19 protein-coding genes are annotated in these 19,326 nt (G+C 59.7%); 13 read left to right on the top strand and 6 right to left on the bottom strand.

All coding sequences use genetic code 11. From position 1 onward, the window contains the following. Positions 1-56 precede the first annotated feature (56 nt). The gene (locus KUV39_RS01570) at positions 57-1,634 is read right to left on the bottom strand and encodes a bifunctional metallophosphatase/5'-nucleotidase (protein ID WP_046210090.1); all 1,578 of its coding nucleotides are present in this window, start codon (positions 1,632-1,634) and stop codon (positions 57-59) included. Positions 1,635-1,790: 156 nt separating this feature from the next. Between KUV39_RS01570 and KUV39_RS01565 the strand changes: the two genes are divergently transcribed. From KUV39_RS01565 to arsC, 3 genes are read left to right on the top strand one after another with little or no spacing between them, the layout of a single operon-like run. Further along, positions 1,791-2,129 carry a DUF952 domain-containing protein gene (locus KUV39_RS01565; RefSeq protein WP_037302862.1) on the top strand — a complete coding sequence of 113 codons (339 nt, stop codon included), beginning with the start codon at positions 1,791-1,793 and terminating at the stop codon, positions 2,127-2,129. Beyond that, positions 2,126-3,184 carry a quinone-dependent dihydroorotate dehydrogenase gene (locus KUV39_RS01560; protein ID WP_222458748.1) on the top strand — a complete coding sequence of 353 codons (1,059 nt, stop codon included), beginning with the start codon at positions 2,126-2,128 and terminating at the stop codon, positions 3,182-3,184. The genes KUV39_RS01565 and KUV39_RS01560 overlap by 4 nt, the downstream gene beginning before the upstream one ends. After that, a complete protein-coding gene (gene arsC, locus KUV39_RS01555) occupies positions 3,181-3,522 on the top strand; it encodes an arsenate reductase (glutaredoxin) (RefSeq protein ID WP_222458747.1) in 342 nt (113 codons plus the stop codon). Before KUV39_RS01560 ends, arsC begins: the two co-directional genes overlap by 4 nt. Positions 3,523-3,532: 10 nt before the next feature. On the opposite strand, the gene KUV39_RS01550 is transcribed toward arsC, so the two are convergent. From KUV39_RS01550 to KUV39_RS01540, 3 genes are read right to left on the bottom strand one after another with little or no spacing between them, the layout of a single operon-like run. Next, a complete protein-coding gene (locus tag KUV39_RS01550; RefSeq protein WP_222458746.1) occupies positions 3,533-4,864 on the bottom strand; it encodes an MATE family efflux transporter in 1,332 nt (443 codons plus the stop codon). Positions 4,865-4,870: 6 nt separating this feature from the next. Continuing rightward, positions 4,871-5,437 carry a PaaI family thioesterase gene (locus KUV39_RS01545; RefSeq protein WP_037302466.1) on the bottom strand — a complete coding sequence of 189 codons (567 nt, stop codon included), beginning with the start codon at positions 5,435-5,437 and terminating at the stop codon, positions 4,871-4,873. Next, positions 5,434-5,856, bottom strand: coding sequence for a PaaI family thioesterase (locus tag KUV39_RS01540; RefSeq protein WP_046210085.1), 423 nt, complete (start codon positions 5,854-5,856; stop codon positions 5,434-5,436). The genes KUV39_RS01545 and KUV39_RS01540 overlap by 4 nt, the downstream gene beginning before the upstream one ends. A gap of 114 nt (positions 5,857-5,970) precedes the next feature. Between KUV39_RS01540 and KUV39_RS01535 the strand changes: the two genes are divergently transcribed. From KUV39_RS01535 to KUV39_RS01500, 8 genes are all read left to right on the top strand, one after another. After that, positions 5,971-6,348, top strand: a complete 378-nt coding sequence (locus tag KUV39_RS01535; RefSeq protein ID WP_008562131.1) for a MerR family transcriptional regulator — start codon at positions 5,971-5,973, stop codon at positions 6,346-6,348. Between the two features lie 278 nt (positions 6,349-6,626). Continuing rightward, complete coding sequence (locus KUV39_RS01530) at positions 6,627-7,028, top strand: MerR family transcriptional regulator (RefSeq protein ID WP_037302863.1); 402 nt, start codon at positions 6,627-6,629, stop codon at positions 7,026-7,028. Positions 7,029-7,100: 72 nt separating this feature from the next. After that, positions 7,101-8,882 carry an acyl-CoA dehydrogenase C-terminal domain-containing protein gene (locus KUV39_RS01525; protein ID WP_222458745.1) on the top strand — a complete coding sequence of 594 codons (1,782 nt, stop codon included), beginning with the start codon at positions 7,101-7,103 and terminating at the stop codon, positions 8,880-8,882. A gap of 81 nt (positions 8,883-8,963) precedes the next feature. Continuing rightward, positions 8,964-9,176, top strand: a complete 213-nt coding sequence (locus KUV39_RS01520; RefSeq protein ID WP_008560251.1) for a hypothetical protein — start codon at positions 8,964-8,966, stop codon at positions 9,174-9,176. 63 nt (positions 9,177-9,239) lie between these two features. Further along, positions 9,240-10,391, top strand: a complete 1,152-nt coding sequence (locus KUV39_RS01515) for an acyl-CoA dehydrogenase family protein (protein ID WP_008559511.1) — start codon at positions 9,240-9,242, stop codon at positions 10,389-10,391. A gap of 277 nt (positions 10,392-10,668) precedes the next feature. Further along, positions 10,669-11,307: a glutathione S-transferase family protein gene (locus tag KUV39_RS01510; RefSeq protein ID WP_008561941.1), complete on the top strand. Its 639-nt coding sequence runs from the start codon at positions 10,669-10,671 to the stop codon at positions 11,305-11,307. A 10-nt stretch (positions 11,308-11,317) separates the two neighbouring features. Continuing rightward, entirely contained in the window at positions 11,318-12,529 is a 1,212-nt protein-coding gene (locus KUV39_RS01505; RefSeq protein ID WP_008562840.1) for an acetyl-CoA C-acetyltransferase, read from the top strand. A 23-nt stretch (positions 12,530-12,552) separates the two neighbouring features. Continuing rightward, entirely contained in the window at positions 12,553-14,754 is a 2,202-nt protein-coding gene (locus tag KUV39_RS01500; RefSeq protein WP_222458744.1) for a 3-hydroxyacyl-CoA dehydrogenase NAD-binding domain-containing protein, read from the top strand. A 150-nt stretch (positions 14,755-14,904) separates the two neighbouring features. Here the strand turns inward: KUV39_RS01500 and KUV39_RS01495 are convergent, their stop codons facing one another. Beyond that, positions 14,905-15,594 carry a Hint domain-containing protein gene (locus tag KUV39_RS01495; RefSeq protein ID WP_222458743.1) on the bottom strand — a complete coding sequence of 230 codons (690 nt, stop codon included), beginning with the start codon at positions 15,592-15,594 and terminating at the stop codon, positions 14,905-14,907. A gap of 163 nt (positions 15,595-15,757) precedes the next feature. Further along, positions 15,758-16,423 (bottom strand): sulfotransferase family 2 domain-containing protein, encoded by a 666-nt coding sequence (locus KUV39_RS01490; protein WP_046210081.1) that lies wholly within the window; start codon positions 16,421-16,423, stop codon positions 15,758-15,760. A gap of 137 nt (positions 16,424-16,560) precedes the next feature. On the opposite strand from KUV39_RS01490, the gene KUV39_RS01485 reads away from it, so the two are divergent. Continuing rightward, positions 16,561-18,189 (top strand): AMP-binding protein, encoded by a 1,629-nt coding sequence (locus KUV39_RS01485; protein WP_222458742.1) that lies wholly within the window; start codon positions 16,561-16,563, stop codon positions 18,187-18,189. Between the two features lie 113 nt (positions 18,190-18,302). Continuing rightward, positions 18,303-19,313 (top strand): hypothetical protein, encoded by a 1,011-nt coding sequence (locus KUV39_RS01480; RefSeq protein WP_222458741.1) that lies wholly within the window; start codon positions 18,303-18,305, stop codon positions 19,311-19,313. The last annotated feature ends 13 nt before the right edge of the window (positions 19,314-19,326 follow it).

Genomic DNA, 19,326 nt, shown 5'->3' with positions numbered 1-19,326 from the left:
CGCCGAAGATCCGGCGCGGTCTGGATTAGTCTGCTCAGCCAGTCAGCCGGGCTAGATCACTTCTGGCTGATACGGCCATCAGTGTAGGGCGTATAGGGGCCCTGCTCTGCCAGGTATTCGGCCAGCACATCCGCCAGATCCGGGCCAAAGTCGTAGGCGTTCTTGTCATCGCCTGCGAACATCTTGTAGCCGTCACCGCCATTGCGGACGTAGTTGTTGGTCACAACCACATAGGTCTTGGCCGGGTCAATCGCGACATAGCCGTCACCCTCTGCAACCATGACCTCCTGTACGCGGCCCTCATTCGGCGCGACAGAGGGATCCCAGGTGAACTTCAGACCCGCCACCTGCGGGAAGCGGCCTTTGACCTCTTCGACCTGACTGACGCCATTTTCCAGCGCAGCCACAACACCTTCGCCTGAAATTTCAAAGGTCGACAGGGTGTTCTGGAACGGCAGGATGGTCAGGACTTCGCCCATGGTGACTTCGCCGGGCTCCAGGCTCGCACGAATACCACCAGAGTTCGCGATCGCGATGCTCACGCCCTGATCCTTGACGCGGTCCAGCATGGCGTCCGCAACGAGATTGCCCATTTCGCATTCCTGCACGCGGCAGATGCTGCGATCGCCTTCCACAGCAGCGGAGGCCTCTGCAACCACCTTGGTGCGGATTTCATCAAGCGGCTTTGCCAGCTCTGCGATGCGGGCAACGGTTTCGGCATCTTCTGCCACGTTGCCATCCATGATGAGCGGCTCGCCCTTGGCTTCGATCACGTTGCCTTCGTCGTCAAAGGTCACGTTCAGTTCGCCCAGGAATTTGCCGTAAGCATAGGCCTGAACGATCGCGACATCATTGACCATGGTCGGGTATGGGCCCGCAGCCTTGTCCGAGACGTTGGACAGATAGGTGTTGCTGTGGCCACCGACAATCACATCGACACCGGTGGTGTTGGCAGCAACCTTCTGGTCAACGGCATAGCCGGAGTGGCTGAGGACGATGATCTTGTTCACGCCTTCGGCGGTCAGCTTGTCGACTTCGCCCTGAACCGCATCAACCGGGTTGGTGAAGGTGATATTCTTGCCGGGGCTCGCCAGATCCGGGGTGTCTTCAGGCGTCAGGCCGATCAGACCGATCTTCTCACCACCACGTTCGATGACGATGGATTTTTTCAGAACATCCGCAAGCGCGGGCTCGGCGCTGACATCGGCGTTGGACATCAGGACCGGAAATTCGACCGAATCCATGAAGCCACGCAACACTTCGGGACCATCGTCGAATTCATGGTTGCCGACTGTCATGCCGTCATAGCCGAGCTTGTTCATCATCTCGGCTGCGACCTTGCCCTTGTAGTAAGTGTAATAAAGCGAGCCCTGGAACTGGTCGCCACCATCTACGAGGATGCTGTTGTTGCTGCGGGCACGTGCCTCGGCAAGGGCGGTCACCAGACGGGCGGAGCCGCCAAAGCACTTGCCCTCGGCATTGTCGCCCTCGCGGCAGCCGCTGTCATATTTGCTGATCGGCTCAAAGCGGGAATGGAAATCGTTGGTGTGAAGAATGGTCAGCTGGTATTCCGCTGCCGCGACACCGGCTGTCAGGCCAAGCGCGGCAACAGACGTCAAAAGACGTGTGAACATCGAAAGAGACTCCCCTCTTGTTTTTGTATTGTCCAAATGGTGATAGCAAATCGCACCACAGTCAAAGGGGAAAAAATGCCGCTCGCCTTTGTCTTTGCGTCAGCCTGTGCGATATTCGCCCTTGATTAAGGCATGGCAGCAGGGCATCACCCCGCCATGCTGATCTACAAGATTTTCCGCTCCGACGAATGGGACCACCTTCAGGCAGAGGGCGAGACCCTTGGCGCACCGATCGACCTGAGCGATGGCTATATTCATTTCTCAACCGCAACGCAGGCCGCCGAAACGGCAGCCAAGCATTTCGCCGGTGCAGAAGGCCTCTGGCTGATCGCGGTCGAAACCAAACCCCTTGGTGATGATCTACGATGGGAAGTGTCCCGCGGCGGCGCCGAATTTCCCCATCTCTATCGCAGCATGACCATGCAGGATGTGGCTTGGGCGACCCCTCTGCCGCTCGTTGATGGGGTTCACCAGTTCCCGGAGGATATGGCGTGAGCCTGATTGAACGTCTTGGGCTTGGCGCCCTGCACCGATTTGATCCCGAAACCGCCCATGGCCTGTCGATCAAGGCACTGAAGATGGGGCTGGCACCCGCACCCGGCCCGGTGACCTCTGCCCGGCTCGCAACCCAGGTTGCAGGCATCGCCCTTCCCAACCCTGTGGGTCTGGCGGCCGGTTTTGATAAGAACGCCGAGGCGCTCGCGCCGCTGAGCCGCGCTGGTTTCGGGTTTATCGAGGTCGGCGCCGCAACGCCCCGCCCACAGCCCGGCAACCCCAAGCCCCGCTTGTTCCGCCTGAGCGAAGACAAGGCCGCGATCAATCGCTTTGGCTTTAACAACGAAGGAATGGAGATCATCGCGTCACGTCTGGCAAACCGCCCCAAGGACGCTGTGATCGGTCTCAACCTTGGTGCCAACAAAGACAGCGAAGACCGCGCAGCGGATTTCGCCAAGGTCCTCGCACATTGCGGCGCGCATCTGGATTTTGCGACGGTGAATGTCTCTTCTCCCAACACCGAGAAACTGCGCGATCTTCAGGGCAAGGCGGCGTTGTCTGCTTTGCTCAACGGTGTCATCGCCACTCGTGAGGAGATGGCGACCCGCGTCCCAGTGTTCCTCAAGATTGCACCGGATCTCGACCGCGCGGGGATCGAAGATATTGCCGAAGTTGCGGTTGAATGCGGCATTGATGCTGTGATCGCCACCAATACCACCCTCGCCCGCGACGGGCTGCAAAGCGCGCACAGGGACGAAGCAGGCGGGCTCTCGGGTGCGCCGCTGTTTGAAAAATCCACCCGCGTTTTGGCTCAGCTGTCTGAGCTGCTGGACGGGCGCGTTCCGCTGATTGGGGTTGGCGGGATCTCCAATGCCGAGCAAGCCTATGCAAAGATCTGCGCGGGTGCCTCTGCTGTCCAGTTCTACACGGCAATGGTCTATGGCGGCCTGTCACTGGCTGGTGAAATCGCAAGGGGGCTCGACGCCCTGCTGGCAAGGGACGGCTTCGGCAATGTGGCCCAGGCTGTTGGCAGCAAACGAGGAGACTGGCTTTGATCACCTACTGGCACAATCCGCGTTGTTCCAAATCCCGCGCGGGCCTCGCCCTGCTTGAAGACTGCGACGCGCAGGTCCAAGTGCGCCTGTATCTCAAGGACATTCCAAACGAGGAAGAGCTGCGCGAGGTTCAGGCCAAACTGGGTCTGCGCGCAATCGACATGATGCGCACAGGCGAAAAGACGTTCAAAGAGCTTGGTTTGACCAAGACGGACGATGACGCCGCGCTGGTTGCGGCGATGGCTGCCCATCCGATCCTGATCGAACGCCCTATCGCCATCACCCATGAAGCCGCCGCGATTGGGCGCCCGACTGAGGCAATCAAAACCCTGCTTTGACGCCTCCCGCTCAGCGGTCGATCTGCGCCTCAAGACGTGGATAACGCAGCCCAAGTGTTGCGCCTCGTGCGAGGTTCAACACCACCAAAGCCGCCCAAAGCCCGTGATTGCCCATCAGCGGCACCAGGATCACCAGCGCTCCGACATATAAGGCAACGGACTGGATCATCGCGACGCGCATGTCGCGGGTCCAGGTCGCACCGATGAAGATCCCATCGAACATATAGCTTGCGACGCTCAACAACGGCAGTGCAGCCGCCCAGAGCAAATAGTGCCGCCCTGCCGCGCGCACCTCGGGTGATGTCGACATCAGATCAATCAACCAGCCGCCACCAAGCCAGAACACCAACCCCAGCAAGACCGCTGTCGCGACGCCCCACTGACTGGTCAGGATTGCGGCCTGACGCATGTGGCTGCGCGAGCGCGCACCAACAGCACTGCCCACCATCGCCTCCGCCGTGAAGGCAAAGCCATCCATCGCAAAGGCCGTGATTTCAACGAACTGCAGCAAAACCTGATTGGCCGCCAGCGTGACGTCTCCCAGATCGGCCCCGATAAACAGAAACGTGGTGAATGACCCGGTCAGCAGAACCGAGCGCACCATGATGTCCCCGTTGACCTGCATCATCCGCTTGAGGCGCGTAGGGTCAAACACCCGCCCCCAATCACGCCATTGATCGCCCGCAAAAGCATCGCGACAGAACCAAAGCCCCAGTGCCAGCCCCGACCATTCGGCCATCAGCGTCGCAATGGCAACGCCCTCGACCCCCCAACCGAGCCCGAGGACAAACCACAGGTCCAGCACGATATTGAGACCATTCATCCAGACCTGCAGCAGGAACACCGCCCTGGTCCGCTCCACCGCAATCAGCCAACCTGTCACCGCATAAAGCGCAATGGTCGCGGGCGCGCCCCAGATCCGGATCTCCAGATAACTTCTGGCAAGCCCCTCAACCTCGGCGCTGGCAGGCGCAAGGGCAAAGGCCCCCCAGAACACAGCCGCCTGCGCGATGATGAAGACCGCGCCCGCAGCAAAGGCCAGGAGGATGCCGCGCATCAGCAACGCGCCGGTCTCGCCCCAGTCCCCTGCCCCCCGCGCCTGGGCCGCGAGGCCCGTTGTGCCCATCCGCAAAAAACCAAAAATCCAGTAGATCGTGGCAAGGATCACCGCCCCGATGCCAACCGCGCCGATTGGTGCCGCCTCTCCCATCTGCCCGACAACACCCGTGTCCACCGCCCCGAGAATGGGCACGGTTGCGTTTGAAAGAACAATGGGCAGCGCAATCTTCAGCACGCGCGCGTGGCTGATCTCCTGCGGCGCGGTAGCGCTGGCATCTGACATGATTGGTTACCCCTTGGGCGGCGTCGCCTCGCGGGCCACAAAATCCTGATCTGCAGTTTTTTGCTTGGCCGCATCCTGTGGCATCAGAAAATGCCCCGTCGCCTGCGCAAACAGTTTGTCCTTGTGATCCTGCCAGGCCTCTACATGCACCGAGGCATACCGCCGCCCTGACCGCGAAACGGTTGCGCGCGCATAGGCATCCCGCGGCAGGCCGGACCGCAGGTAATCCACGGTAAAGTCGATGGTCTTTGGCTGACGCGGCAGTTTTCCAGCCGCCAGTTCATCGACATCAAGACTGCCGCTCTCGATCCGTTCCCACAGATTGGCCCAGGTCAGTGTCATCACGGCCGTCACCTCAAGAAAGGCGGCCGTGACGCCACCGTGGATCGCAGGCAAAAACGGATTCCCGATCAGTTTTTCATCAAAGTTCAGCTGCGCGGTCAGCTCATCCCCGCGCCGATCAAACGTGATGTTGAGGAAACGAGCATAAGGTACAGAGGCCACAAGCGCTGCAAGAGCTGCATCGCGACGTTGCTTGACCACCTGTACGGGTTCTGGACGGGGACGGCTCAAAATTTGCTCTCCACGGTAAAGGCGCCAACGGCGGTTGCGACTGGGTTGTCTTGATCGTCATCCATCGCCACAGCGCGCACAAAGGCGACATTGCGGGTCATGTGATGGCAGGTCGCGCGGGTGACGATGGACTGACCCGGCGTGGCCGCCCGCATGTAGTCGATCCGCAGGTCGATGGTTGCCGTGCCTCCTGGGGCCGCGGGGTGTGACATGACCGCGGCACCACAGCAGGTGTCCATCAGGGCAGAGACTGCCCCACCGTGAATGACCCCCGTTTCCGGATCACCAATCAGCTTTTCATCATAAGGCATCACGATCTGCGCCGAGCCATCTCCCAGCTCTGTCAGGGTCATCCCCAGCTCCCGTGCATGAGGGATCGCTTCGATGAACTGTCGTGCAAGTTGCTTCTTGTCGGCCATGCGGCCCCCCGTCATATTGTTTTACTCTTTATCAGCCATACCTTGGTGGAAGAGCAACCCTGCGGTTGAACCCTCCGCGCCTTGCGCATAACCTGCCCGAGAGGGAGAAATCGGATGACCGAACAGAAATTGTCATTCAAGGAAATGTGCGCCGAGTTTGACGTAACTCCGCGCACACTTCGTTATTACGAGTATATTGAGTTGCTGCAGCCGGACCGCGAAGGCCGGTCGCGCTATTATGGTCCGCGCGAGCGTGCCCGGATGAAACTGATCATGCGGGGGCGCAAGTTTGGCTTTCAGCTGGAAGAGATCCGCCAATGGCTGCTGATCTATGAAAACGAAGGCGATGAGGCCCAAAACCGCGCCTTTGTTGAAATGGCCGATCGTCAGATGGAAGAACTGCGTAAACAGCGCGAGCAGATCGACGAAGCGATGCAGGAACTGACCGATCTGCGGGCCACGACGCTGGGTCTTCTGGGGCAAGACGCCTGACCTGGCCACCCCTGCTCCGGCCTTTCACCACATTGTGAAAACCAACCCAATGCCCCGCCGATCCGGCGGGGCATTGCTGTTCTGACAGGCAGGTCACGCTGCAACCCAGCCAAACAAAACCACAATTTCGCGCCAAGACGTTGCGTCACGCGGCCAGCCCCCACGTCACCCCAAAAAGTGACGCAGCGTCTAACTTACGTCAACGTCAAGTTCTTGTTGTAAACGCTCTGCAAGCTGCTCACTTTAAGCTCACCAACAGCAGTTTATGAGTTATGACGATGACTGAAGAGACCAAAACCATCCGCGAGATGTGCGATGAGTTCGGCGTCACGCCACGTACATTGCGGTTTTATGAGGCCAAGGAACTCCTGTTTCCGATCCGCGAGGGTCAGAAACGCCTGTTCACCAAACGGGATCAGGCACGACTGAAGCTGATCCTGCGCGGCAAGCGCTTTGGCTTCAGCCTGGAAGAGATCCGCCAACTCCTGAACCTGTATCACATGGGTGATCAACAGCTGACCCAGCTGACCCGCACCTATGAGATCGCATGTGAGCGTCTTGCCGACATGGAACGTCAGCGCGATGAGCTGACCGAAGCCATTGACGACCTGAAGGAGCAGCTTCGGTGGGGGGATCGCGTGATCGCCTCCATGACCGCAAAGAAGGACGCTGCCGAGTAATCCGCAGCGCCCGCCCTGCCCGTCGTGGCCGGGTTTTCAGACAGACACCGCAGAACCACAGCGAGGACCGCGATGCCCAGTTATTCCGCCCCGATCAAGGACACACAGTTCATCCTGCATGACGTGCTGAAGATCACCGAAACGCAGATCCCCGGCTATGACGAGCTGGAAGCAGAGTTCACATCCGCCGTTCTGGAAGAGGCAGGCAAAATCGCCGGTGAAGTTCTGCACCCGCTGAACACTGTCGGTGACACCGAAGGCTGCCGCCTTGAAAACGGCGTGGTCTACACCCCGACCGGCTTCAAAGCGGCCTTTGAACAGGTAAAAGAAGGCGGCTGGACCGGCCTTGATATGCCCGAACAATACGGCGGCCAGAACATGCCGTATTTGATGGGCACCGCCGTGGGAGAGTTCTTCTCTGCCGCCAACCAGGCATTTACCATGTATCAGGGCCTGACCCATGGTGCGGCATCCGCCATCCTCGCCCATGGCACCGACGCGCAGAAAGACACCTTCCTGCCGAAAATGGTGTCCTGCGAATGGACCGGCACCATGAACCTGACAGAGCCCCACTGCGGCACCGATCTGGGCCTGATGCGCACCAAGGCAGAGCCGCAGGAAGATGGATCATACAAGATCACCGGCCAGAAGATCTTCATCTCTTCCGGTGACCATGACATGGCCGACAACATCATCCATCTGGTTCTCGCCAAGATCCCCGGTGGTCCCGATGGCATCAAAGGTGTGTCGCTATTCATCGTGCCGAAGTTCATCGTGAAGGACGACGGCTCGCTTGGCGACCGTAACGGTGTTTCGGTTGGCAAAATCGAAGAAAAGATGGGCATCCACGGCAATTCGACCTGTGTGATGAACTACGACAGCGCAACCGGCTACCTGCTCGGCACCGAGCACAAAGGCATGCGCGCCATGTTCACCATGATGAACGAAGCCCGTCTGGGCGTTGGCATGCAGGGTCTGGCACAGGCCGAAGCCGCCTATCAGAACGCTCTGGAATATGCCAAGGATCGCCTGCAGGGCCGTGACGTGACCGGCGCGAAAAACCCGGAAGGCCCGGCAGATCCCCTGATCGTGCACCCTGACATCCGTCGCAACCTGATGGACCAGAAGAGCTTTGCCGAAGGCGCGCGGGCCTTCATCCTGTGGGGAGCCAAGATGCTCGACCAGGCGCACCGCTCCGAGGACAAGGACGCAGATGGCCTCATTTCGCTGCTGACCCCGGTTATCAAGGGCTTCCTCACTGACCAGGGCTATGACATGACCGTACAGGCCCAGCAGGTCTATGGTGGTCATGGCTACATCGAAGAATGGGGCATGTCCCAATACACCCGCGACGCCCGCATCGCGATGATCTACGAGGGCGCGAATGGCGTCCAGGCGCTGGATCTGGTCGGCCGCAAGCTGGCACAGGACGGTGGCAAGCACGTCATGGCGTTCTTCGAGATGATCAAGAATTTCTGCAAGGAAAACGGCGACATTTCCGACGCTTACAGCAAGGAATTCATCGAACCTCTGAAGGCCGCATCGAAGGATCTGCAGGCTGCGGGGATGTATTTCATGCAAAACGGCATGAAGAACCCCAACCATGCGCTCGCAGGCTCCTATGACTTCATGCACATGTTTGGCCACGTCTGCCTTGGCCTGATGTGGGCCGAGATGGCCAAAGCCGCACAAGCCGCGCTTGACGCCGGGTCCTCTGACGCCGCGTTCTACGAGACAAAAATCGCGACCGGCCGCTATTACATGGCACGCAGACTGCCTGCGACCGCGCTGCATCTCGCGCGCATCCAGACCGGTGCCGACACCGTGATGGCGCTGGACGCGGACCAGTTCTGAGGCACGCTGCCCAAGACAACTGACGGGTGCCCTGCGGGGCTCCCGTCTTGCGCCGATGCACACCGCACAGGAGGAGAGACAATGCCCAAACGCTTTCGCCTCACCCGTCGTCTGCCGATCGCCATGACCGAAGACGGCTACCGCCGCCTGCGCCGGTTTGCCCAAGAGGCCGGGCTCGACGAGGGAGAAGCCCTGTCCTTTCTGTTTGAGAACTTCGACAGCGTGACAAACCACGAAAACCTCAGCCACCGCCTGCGCCTCTTCAATTCCGACCTAGAGGCGCGCAAACGCTAAGGCCGCATCAGACGGCCACGCACAGCCAACAACAGCCAGCCGGCACACACAGAAAGGGAGCCCATGACCGCAGAGCAGAAATCCAGCTGGATGACCGACGAGCACCAGATGCTGGCCGACATGACAGCACAGTTCATCACCCGCGAATGGGCACCCAAATTCGAAACCTGGCGCAAGCAGGGGATGATGGATCGCTCCACCTGGCAGGAAGCCGGTGAACTGGGCCTGCTGTGCCCTTCTGTTCCTGAAGAATACGGCGGTGTCGGTGGTGATTTCGGCCACGAGGCCGCCATCCTGATCGAAGGCAGCCGTGCAAATCTCGCAAGCTGGGGCCACGGCATCCACTCTGGCATCGTCGCGCATTACATTCTGGCCTACGGCACCGAAGAGCAGAAACAGCGCTGGCTGCCAAAAATGATCACCGGCGAGCTGGTCGGCGCGCTGGCGATGACCGAACCCTCGACAGGCTCGGATGTGCAGCGGATCAAGACCAAGGCCGTCAAGGATGGCAATGTGTACCGCCTGTCCGGACAGAAAACCTTCATCACCAACGGCCAGCATGCCAACCTGATCCTGGTTGCCGCAAAGACCGATCCGAGCGAAGGCTCGAAAGGCATATCGCTGGTCGCCCTGGAAACAGACGGCGCAGACGGTTTCACCCGTGGGCGCAACCTCGAAAAGGTCGGCCTGCATGCAGCCGACACCTCCGAGCTGTTCTTCGACAATATTGCCGTTCCTCCAGAGAACATCCTTGGCGGAGCCGAAGGCCAGGGTTTCTATCAGATGATGCAGCAGCTGCCGCAGGAACGGCTGATCATCGCCTGTGGGGCCGTGGGCGCCATGGAAGGCGCCGTCGAGCGCACCATCGCCTACTGCAAGGAACGCGAGGCCTTTGGCGGCCCGCTCACACAGTTTCAGAACACCCGCTTCAAACTGGTCGAATGCCAGACCAAAACCAAAGTGGCGCGTGCCTTCCTTGATGAATGCATGGTTGAACATCTGCAGGGCAAGCTGAGTGTCGAGAAGGCCGCGATGGCGAAATACTGGATCACCGACACCCAGGGCGAAGTGCTTGATGAATGTGTGCAGCTGCATGGTGGCTACGGTTTCATGCAGGAATATGCCGTTGCCGAGATGTGGGCAGATGCCCGTGTCCAGCGGATCTATGGCGGCACCAATGAGATCATGAAGGAACTGATCGCGAGGTCACTGTGACGCACAGGCTGGCATACCATGCTGAAAGGCCAGGATGCCTCCGGCGGGAGTATTTGGGGAAAGATGACAGGCGTCGACGCGCCAACCCCCGAGCTCTTCGCCTAATGGGCCGGCGCGCCGTCACCTTTCACGGCCATCGGCTCTCCAGCCTGTGCCGCACCGATATCGTCGCTTCATTTGTCTTAATGCGGAGTGAAGGCTCCGTCATCTTTCCACAAATACTCCACGGGGGTGTGGGGGTGTGAAACCCCCACCGTTTCGAGCAAGAGGAAACAATATGACACTCCAACTCTATTGCTTTGGGGAGAGCGGCCATTCCTACAAGGTGGCCCTTGCGCTGGAACTGGCAGGAATCGCCTGGGAGCCGGTGTTTGTTGATTTTTTCAGCGGCACAACGCGAGGTGATGCCTTCCGAGCAGATGTAAACGAGATGGGGGAATGCCCTGTTCTTGTCGATGGCGATCTCACGCTGAGCCAATCCGGTGTCATCCAGCAGTACCTGTCTGACACCTACGGCCATTTTGGCGGCTCCACCCCAGAAGAAAAGCGCGAGATTCTGCGCTGGCAGCTGTGGGACAATCACAAACTGTCCTCAAACGCAGGCCTTTGCCGCTTTCTCATGAATTTCCTGCCCGAAGACAAACGCCCGCAGGAGGTCATTGCCTTCCTGCAGGGGCGCCTGAAGGCTGCCTATGCCATTTTGGACAAACACCTTGAAAAACGGGACTGGATTGTCGGCGATGCGCTCAGCAACGCTGACCTGACCTGCTGTTCCTATCTCTATTACCCAGAACCCTTCGGCTTTGAACGAGCCGAATGGCCCAATATCGACGCCTGGCTGTCACGGCTGAGCGCGCAACCGGGCTGGAAAGCCCCTTACGATCTGATGCCCGGCAACCCGTCGGACCGAGCCTGAGGAGACCCCGATGACCGAAGCTTACATCTATGACGCCGTCCGCACGCCGCGCGGCAAGGGCCGCAAGGACGGCTCCCTTCATGAAGTCACTGCCGCCCGCCTGTCGGCTGTTGCACTCAATGCTCTGAAAGACCGCAACAACCTCGAAGGTCATGCTGTCGAAGACGTCATCTGGGGCAATGTGACCCAGGTTGGCGAACAGGGCGCCTGCCTGGCGCGCACTGCTGTTCTGGCCTCTGATCTTGATGAATCGATCCCTGGCGTGTCGATCAACCGGTTCTGTGCCTCTGGCCTGGAAGCCGTGAACATGGCCGCCAACCAGGTCCGTGGCCGGGCCGGTCATGCCTATATCGCAGGTGGTGTGGAATCGATGAGCCGGGTGCCCATGGGCATGGATGGGGGCGCAATCGCCGTTGATCCCTCGATCGCGATTGACAACTACTTTGTTCCGCAAGGGATTTCTGCCGATATCATCGCAACCGAATACGGCTTTTCGCGCGATGCCGCCGATGAGATGGCTGTCGAATCCCAACGCCGGGCCAAGGCGGCGTGGGACGACAACCGCTTTGCCCGCAGCATCGTGCCCGTGCGCGACATCAATGGGCTGACCATTCTGGATCACGACGAATATATGCGCCCCGGCACCGACATGCAGTCGCTCGGCGGCCTGAACCCGTCATTCCAGATGATGGGCGAACAGATGCCCGGTTTCGACAAGATCGCGATGCTGAAATATCCGCATCTGGAGCGCATCAACCATATCCACCACGCGGGCAACTCTTCCGGGATCGTGGATGGCGCCGCCGCGGTCCTGATCGGCGACAAGGAGTTCGGCGAGGCGATGGGCCTGAAACCGCGCGCGCGCATCAAGGCAACCGCCAAGATCGGCACAGATCCGACCATCATGCTCACCGGGCCCGTCCCCGTGACCGAGAAGATCCTGCGCGACAACGGCATGGAGATTGGCGACATCGATCTGTTCGAGGTCAACGAAGCCTTTGCCAGCGTCGTGATGCGGTTTGAGCAGGCCTTTGGCGTGGACCATGACAAGGTCAATGTGAACGGCGGTTCCATCGCGATGGGCCACCCGCTGGGGGCAACCGGGGCAATGATCCTTGGCGCGCTGCTGGACGAGCTGGAGCGCAGCGACCGTGAAACCGGTCTGGCGACGCTTTGCATCGGCTCCGGCATGGGTGCCGCGACCATCATCGAACGTGTGTAACAAAGGCGCCAGGAGAGAAAGATATGTCTGATTTCACAATGAAAAAAGACGCCGACGGCGTCGCAATCATCACCTGGGACTGCCCGGGCAAAACCATGAACGTCCTGAATGGTCAGGCCATGCAGGATCTGGACGGGCTGATCGACGACGCGCTTGCTGACGAGGCAGTCAAGGGCATCGTGATCACTTCTGGCAAGAAGGACTTTGCCGGTGGCATGGACCTCAACGTGCTGGCGAAGATGAAAGAAGATGCAGGCGACGAACCGGCCCGCGGTCTGTTCGAAGGCATCATGAAAATGCACGAGGGCCTGCGCAAGATCGAACGGGCAGGTATGGATGCGAAGACCAATAAAGGCGGCAAGCCGATTGCCACTGCCCTGCCCGGCACGGCGGTCGGAATTGGCCTGGAGCTGCCACTGTCCACGCACCGTATTTTTGCGGCCGATAACCCGAAAGCCAAGATCGGCCTGCCCGAAATCATGGTCGGCATTTTCCCCGGCGCAGGCGGCACGACCCGTCTGGTGCGGAAGTTGGGCGCCATGGCCGCTGCTCCCTTCCTGTTGGAAGGTAAGCTGGTTGATCCCAAGAAAGCAAAGTCTGCCGGGCTAATTGATGAGGTGGTCGAAGATCCGCTGGCCGCAGCCCGTGCCTGGGTTCTGGAAGCCAAGGATGCAGACATCGTCAAACCCTGGGATCAAAAGGGCTACAAGATGCCAGGCGGCGCGCCCTATCATCCGTCGGGCTTCATGACGTTCCTCGGTGCCGCTGCCATGGTGCACGGCAAGACATTTGGGGCATTCCCTGCTGCCAAGGCGCTGCTGAGCGCGGTTTACGAGGGCGCGATCGTGCCTTTTGACACCGCACTGAAGATCGAGGCGCGTTGGTTCACCCATGTTCTGATGAACCCCTCCTCCGAGGCGATGATCCGTTCGCTCTTCCTCAACAAGGAAGCGCTGGAAAAGGGCGCGGTTCGCCCTGCAGGTATCGAAGATCAGTCGGTAAAGAAAATCGGCGTGCTGGGTGCTGGCATGATGGGTGCAGGCATCGCGCTGGTTTCGGCACAGGCGGGCATGGAGGTCGTTCTCATCGACCGTGATCAGGACGCTGCCGACAAGGGCAAGGCCTATTCCGCATCTTACATGGACAAGGGCATCAAGCGCGGCAAGGCGACCGAAGAGAAGAAGGACGCTCTCTTGTCGCGCATCACGGCGACGCCCGATCTGGAACAGCTGAAAGGCTGCGACCTGATCATCGAAGCGGTGTTCGAGGACCCGGGTGTAAAGGCCGAGATGACCAAGAAGGTTGAGGCGATCATCCCTGAAGACTGCATCTTTGCCTCCAACACCTCGACCCTGCCGATCACCGGCCTGGCCGAAGCCTCGGTGCGCCCTGAGCAGTTCATCGGGATTCACTTCTTCTCGCCGGTGGAAAAGATGTTCCTTGTCGAGATCATCAAGGGGAAAGAGACCGGCGACCGTGCGGTGGCCAAGGCGCTGGATTATGTCCGCCAGATCCGCAAGACCCCGATCGTGGTGAATGACGCGCGCTTCTTCTACTGCAACCGTTGCATCATCCCTTACGTGAACGAAGGCGCACGCATGATCACCGAAGGCGTGACACCGGCGCTGATCGACAATGCCGCACGCCAGTTGGGTTTCCCGGTTGGGCCGATCCAGCTGACCGACGAGACGTCCATTGATCTTGGCGCCAAGATCGCCCGCGCGACCAAGGCCGCAATGGGGGATGCCTATCCTGAGAGCCCGGCTGACGATCTGATCTTCTGGATGGAAGAACAGGGCCGTCTGGGCCGCAAGGCCAACGCTGGGTTCTTTGACTACGACGACAAGGGCAAGCGTCAGGGCTACTGGAAAGGTATGCAGGAGAAATATCCGCTTGCCGATGAACAGCCTGACCTGATCGAGGTCCAGGAACGCCTGATGTTCGCGCAGGTTCTGGAAGCTGTGCGTGCGCTGGAAGAGGGCGTTCTGATGGACATCCGCGAGGGCGATGTGGGCGCTATCCTGGCGTGGGGCTTTGCGCCGTGGTCCGGTGGCCCGCTGAGCTGGCTGGACATCATCGGCACGCCTTATGCTGCCGAGCGCTGCGATCAGCTGAGCAAAAAATATGGCGAGCGATTTGCCTGCCCGCCGCTGCTGCGCGAGATGGCGGAAAAGGGTCAAACCTTCTACGGCCGGTTCAATCCTGGCGCGGAAAAAGCTGCCTGAAACAGCGATACCTGACATGGGGAAGCGGCGCCTGCGGGCGTCGCTTTTTTCGTATCCCAACATGAGAAACGCCCGATAGGCACCTCATTAAAAAACGAAAAACCGCTCAGACATCCGAGCGGTTTGCATATCTGGATCTGGCTTGCGCGATCAGATCATCACGGCGTATTCCGCAGCGCCATGCCCACCCGGCCCCATTGGCAGACTGCTGGCCCAGGCCGTTTCTTCCGTGATCATGTCAATGACCAGCTCGCGCGCGACCTGCGGATCCAAGATCGGGTAAAGCTCTTTCTCGGCGGTGGCGTCAAAGGCCAGGATATCGCGTGGTGTCACGCTCAGGCCAAGCATGCCTGCCTCAAGATAGATCACCTCATCCTGGGCAAACCGCGGCACCACGATGTCCAGCTTTGTTTCAGGTTCAGCGCGGGCAATGCCACGATACCCCTCCAGTGCGCAGGCCGGAACAACAACAAAGGGATCGCCCATCTCCACGTCGGCAATGTCGCTTTCGATCAGGACGCCCTGATCCGGCATGACCCAAAGAGCGGTGCGATTGTTCAGTGCATCCTGTGGAATATACACGGGGCAGCGCAGCGGATCAGGAAGGCCCGGGCGCAGCAACAGGGTTTCGCGGTGAAGTTCGACGATCGGCTGCATGCCGTGGTCAAAGGTGAGTGCAAGATCACCAACCGCCAGCGCCTCGATCGGGCGCCAGCCAAGATGCGAGGCCACATGCGTGCCTGACAGGATACCGCCCTGCCCGGCTGCGACCAACGGGTACTCTGTTTCCAGAGCCTCGGCCATCGGAGAGAGCTTGCGTTTCAGCAGCCAATCCAGCATCGGTTTTCCCTTTCACCAAGGCAGCTGCACCTTCTGCGCAGCCCGTCAAGTTACCCGTCCGCACATCGGCCTGACGCCCAAATGCGGGAGAGGGATACGCAGCATTGGCTGGCGATGGGCCGTTTTGGCGATGCGCCGTCTGCCCTGCGATTCCGTCTCTCGCTTACCGGTCTATCGGTGAATCGTTAAAAGAGTATTCAAATCGCGCGATATCTTCGGCGCAGGCCTCGGCAACCGCGTCTCTTGCCTTTTGGTCATAGAGCGGCTGCCACTCTGCCGGGCGGCCTGATTGATTGGCGCGGGGTAAGGTCAGATCAAACCCCAGATGATCGAACAGTGGCTGTGCATCGCGCGAAAACTGCTCCAGCCGGATAAACAGATCGCAGCGCTCCTGTCCTTGCGAGGTCTGCATGTACGATCCGGCGGGCGATGCACGCAGGCTTGCCAAAATGCGCGGATGCGATGCGAACTCGTTAAACGTCAATGCCTTTGCCAGTGGGATCGACGGATGATCAAAGCTCTGTTTTCGCAGCCAATGATAGAGGCTCAGCACACGGTCCCAAGGGTTGCGCACCAACGTGAATGCAAACAGCCGCTCCATCCGGGTTTGCGGCACGAGGCCCTCCAGATCTGCCAGCGTCGAGTGTTTCCACAGCCGACCACGCGCCTGCGCGCCCTGTAGTCGCCGCCGCCGTTTGCTCGCCTTTGGGGTGTCGCCAAGCATCATGTCATCGGCCATCGCCCGCTCTTCCAGCGCAAGCGCCATTGCTGTCCCACCCGTCTTGGGGATGTGAATAAAGACATAAGAACGGCCGGGCGACAGGATCATGTTCGCAAGCTAAGCGGTTTTGCCACCAATGAAAACCGAGACTTCGCGCTGCAATAATGTCATAGATCTTTCAATGCGCGCAACTTTGCGCAATATCTTGAACAAAACGCGCATGAATCATCTTGGGAGGGCAGGATATGGGCTGGATGGCAGATGAGACGGGTCTGGAGAAGACCGCTGCAAACTATGTGCCGCTGACACCACTGTCGCATCTGCGCCGCGCGGCGCATGTCTTTGCCGATGTGCCCGCCGTTGTCTACGGCTCGCACCGCAAGACCTATGCCGCCTACTATGACCGTTGCACCCGGCTGGCATCAGCGCTCGCGGGTATGGGGGTTCGCCCTGGCGATGTGGTCGCAACCTTGATTCCCAACCTTCCAGCGCAGGCAGAGGCCCATTTCGGTGTGCCTGCCTGCGGTGGCGTTCTGAATACGATCAACACGCGCCTCGACGTGGGCACGGTGGCCTATATCTTTGACCACGGTGAAGCAAAGATTGTTCTGGTCGACAGCCAGTTCCTGTCGCTCGCAGAGCAGGCAAAAGAAGACTGCGAGGGCCAAGGCCCCCTGATCATCGAAGTACCGGATGAGCAGGCCGGTTATCCGGCTTCGGGCCGCCATCCGGTCTATGAGGATGTGCTGTCTGCCGCGTCTCATGATTTCGACTGGATCATGCCCCAGGACGAATGGGAAAGCCTTGCGCTGAATTATACCTCCGGGACAACCGGACGGCCCAAAGGTGTCGTCTATCATCACCGAGGCGCCTATCTGATGACAATGGGAACGGTCATCTCTTGGCGGATGGTCATGCAGCCAAAGTACCTGGCGATCGTTCCGCTGTTCCATTGCAACGGCTGGAACCACACCTGGATGATGCCGGTTCTTGGCGGCACGCTGGTGTGCTGCCGCGACATCACGGCCCCTGCCATCTACGATGCCATCGCAGACGAAGGGGTCACCCATTTCGGCGGTGCGCCCATCGTTCTCAACATGATCGTAAACGCCCCGCAGGACCAGCGACGCAGTTTCGACCACACCGTGGAAGTCTTCACCGCAGGCGCCCCGCCCGCGCCCGCCACCCTGGAAAAGATCGAAGCACTCGGCTTTCATGTGACGCAGGTCTATGGGCTGACGGAAACCTATGGCCACGTCACCGAATGTCTATGGAAAGGGGGCAGCTGGGACAATCTTGACCAGCAAGGGCGCGCAACGATCAAGGCGCGGCAGGGTGTGGCCTTTCCAATGATGGATCATATCACCGTCATGGACGAAACGATGTCGCAGATCCCGATGAACGGTCAGGATCAAGGAGAGATCGTGATGCGGGGCAATTCGGTGATGAAGGGTTACCTGAAGAACCCCGACGCAACGCAAGAGGCGTTCAAGGGCGGTTATTTCCATTCAGGTGATATCGCCGTGCAGCACCCCGACGGTTATATCCAGATTGCCGACCGGGCGAAGGACATCATCATTTCCGGCGGCGAAAACATCTCCTCTGTGGAGGTTGAGGGCGTTCTCATGGCGCATCCGGCCGTCAACCTGGCGGCAGTTGTTGCAAAACCTGACGACAAATGGGGGGAAGTCCCCTGCGCCTTTGTCGAACTGAAACCGGGAGAAGACGTGGATGAGGCAGCGCTGATTGCATTCAGCCGGGAAACCCTCGCAGGCTTCAAAGCCCCGAAAAAGGTCGTCTTTCAAGAGCTTCCGAAGACGTCGACCGGCAAAATCCAGAAATTTGAACTGCGCAGCATCGCGCGCAAGCTATAAATGCTCCAAGTGCATTGAAGCGCGCGAAAAACCCGGCGGAAGTCAATTGCTGACGCCGGGTCTGGCGTGCTATTTGGGCGCTGTACTCTGAACGGTAAGGACGCCTCTCATAGATGACGGCATTGCGGGAATACCAACGACTTGAAGCAGCGGCGCTGTGGCGGCCGGGTCCGGATGCGCAACGGCGCGACGTGATCATTTCAGTTGGCGATGCAACGCTGACCATTGCGGACATGAATGACCGCCCGCTCGCGCATTGGTCTCTTGCCGCGCTGGAGCGACAAAACCCCGGTGCCTACCCTGCCCTTTTCCACCCCTATGGTGATCCAGACGAAACGCTGGAAATCGGTGAAGATGAAACCGCCATGCTGGAGGCGATCGACAGGCTACAGGCCGCGCTGTCACGCGCGCGCGCCCACCCCGGACGGCTGCGCAGCGCGACACTTCTCTCAGGCCTGGCCGTTTTCGCCGCAGCCGCCGTCTTTTGGCTGCCCGGCGCGCTGATGTCGCACACCGTCAACGTGGTACCAGACATCAAGCGCAAGGCGTTGGGTCAGGCCCTGCTGGGACGGATTGAGCGCCTGTCAGGGCAAGCCTGCAACACGCCGGAAGCGGCCCCCATCCTGACCCGCCTCGCGGACCGCCTGGATGTACGTCAGATTGTTGTCCTGCGAAGCGGTGTGGCAAGCAGCCTGTATCTGCCCGGTGGCATCGTCGCACTGAACCGCAGTTTCGTGGAAGATCACGAAGACCCCGCTGTTGCAGCCGGCGCGGTTCTGGTCGAACGGGTCCGGGCTGCTGAACAGGATCCGCTTGCTGATCTCCTTTCTGCCGGCGGTATTCGCGCGACATTTCGGATGCTCACCACGGGCGAGATGACCCGGGCCACCCTTGACCGATACGCAGAAACTGTGGTGACCGCTCCGCGCCCCATGCCCACCGAAGAAGCCATCCTGGCAGAATTCGGCCGCGCAGCTGTCCCCTCGACACCCTATGCATATGCACAGGACATCACAGGCGAGACGACCCTCGGTCTGATCGAAGCGGATCCGATGGCGGGGCGAGATCTGGAGCCAGTTCTAAATGATCGTGATTGGGTGCAACTGCAAAATATCTGCAGCTGAACCTCCTCACCTC

Origin of the sequence: Phaeobacter italicus (assembly GCF_019801785.1) — a bacterium.
GTDB lineage: Bacteria > Pseudomonadota > Alphaproteobacteria > Rhodobacterales > Rhodobacteraceae > Phaeobacter > Phaeobacter italicus.
The sequence above is the reverse complement of the archived record's forward strand: the minus strand, read 5'-3'. Positions and strand labels throughout refer to the sequence as shown.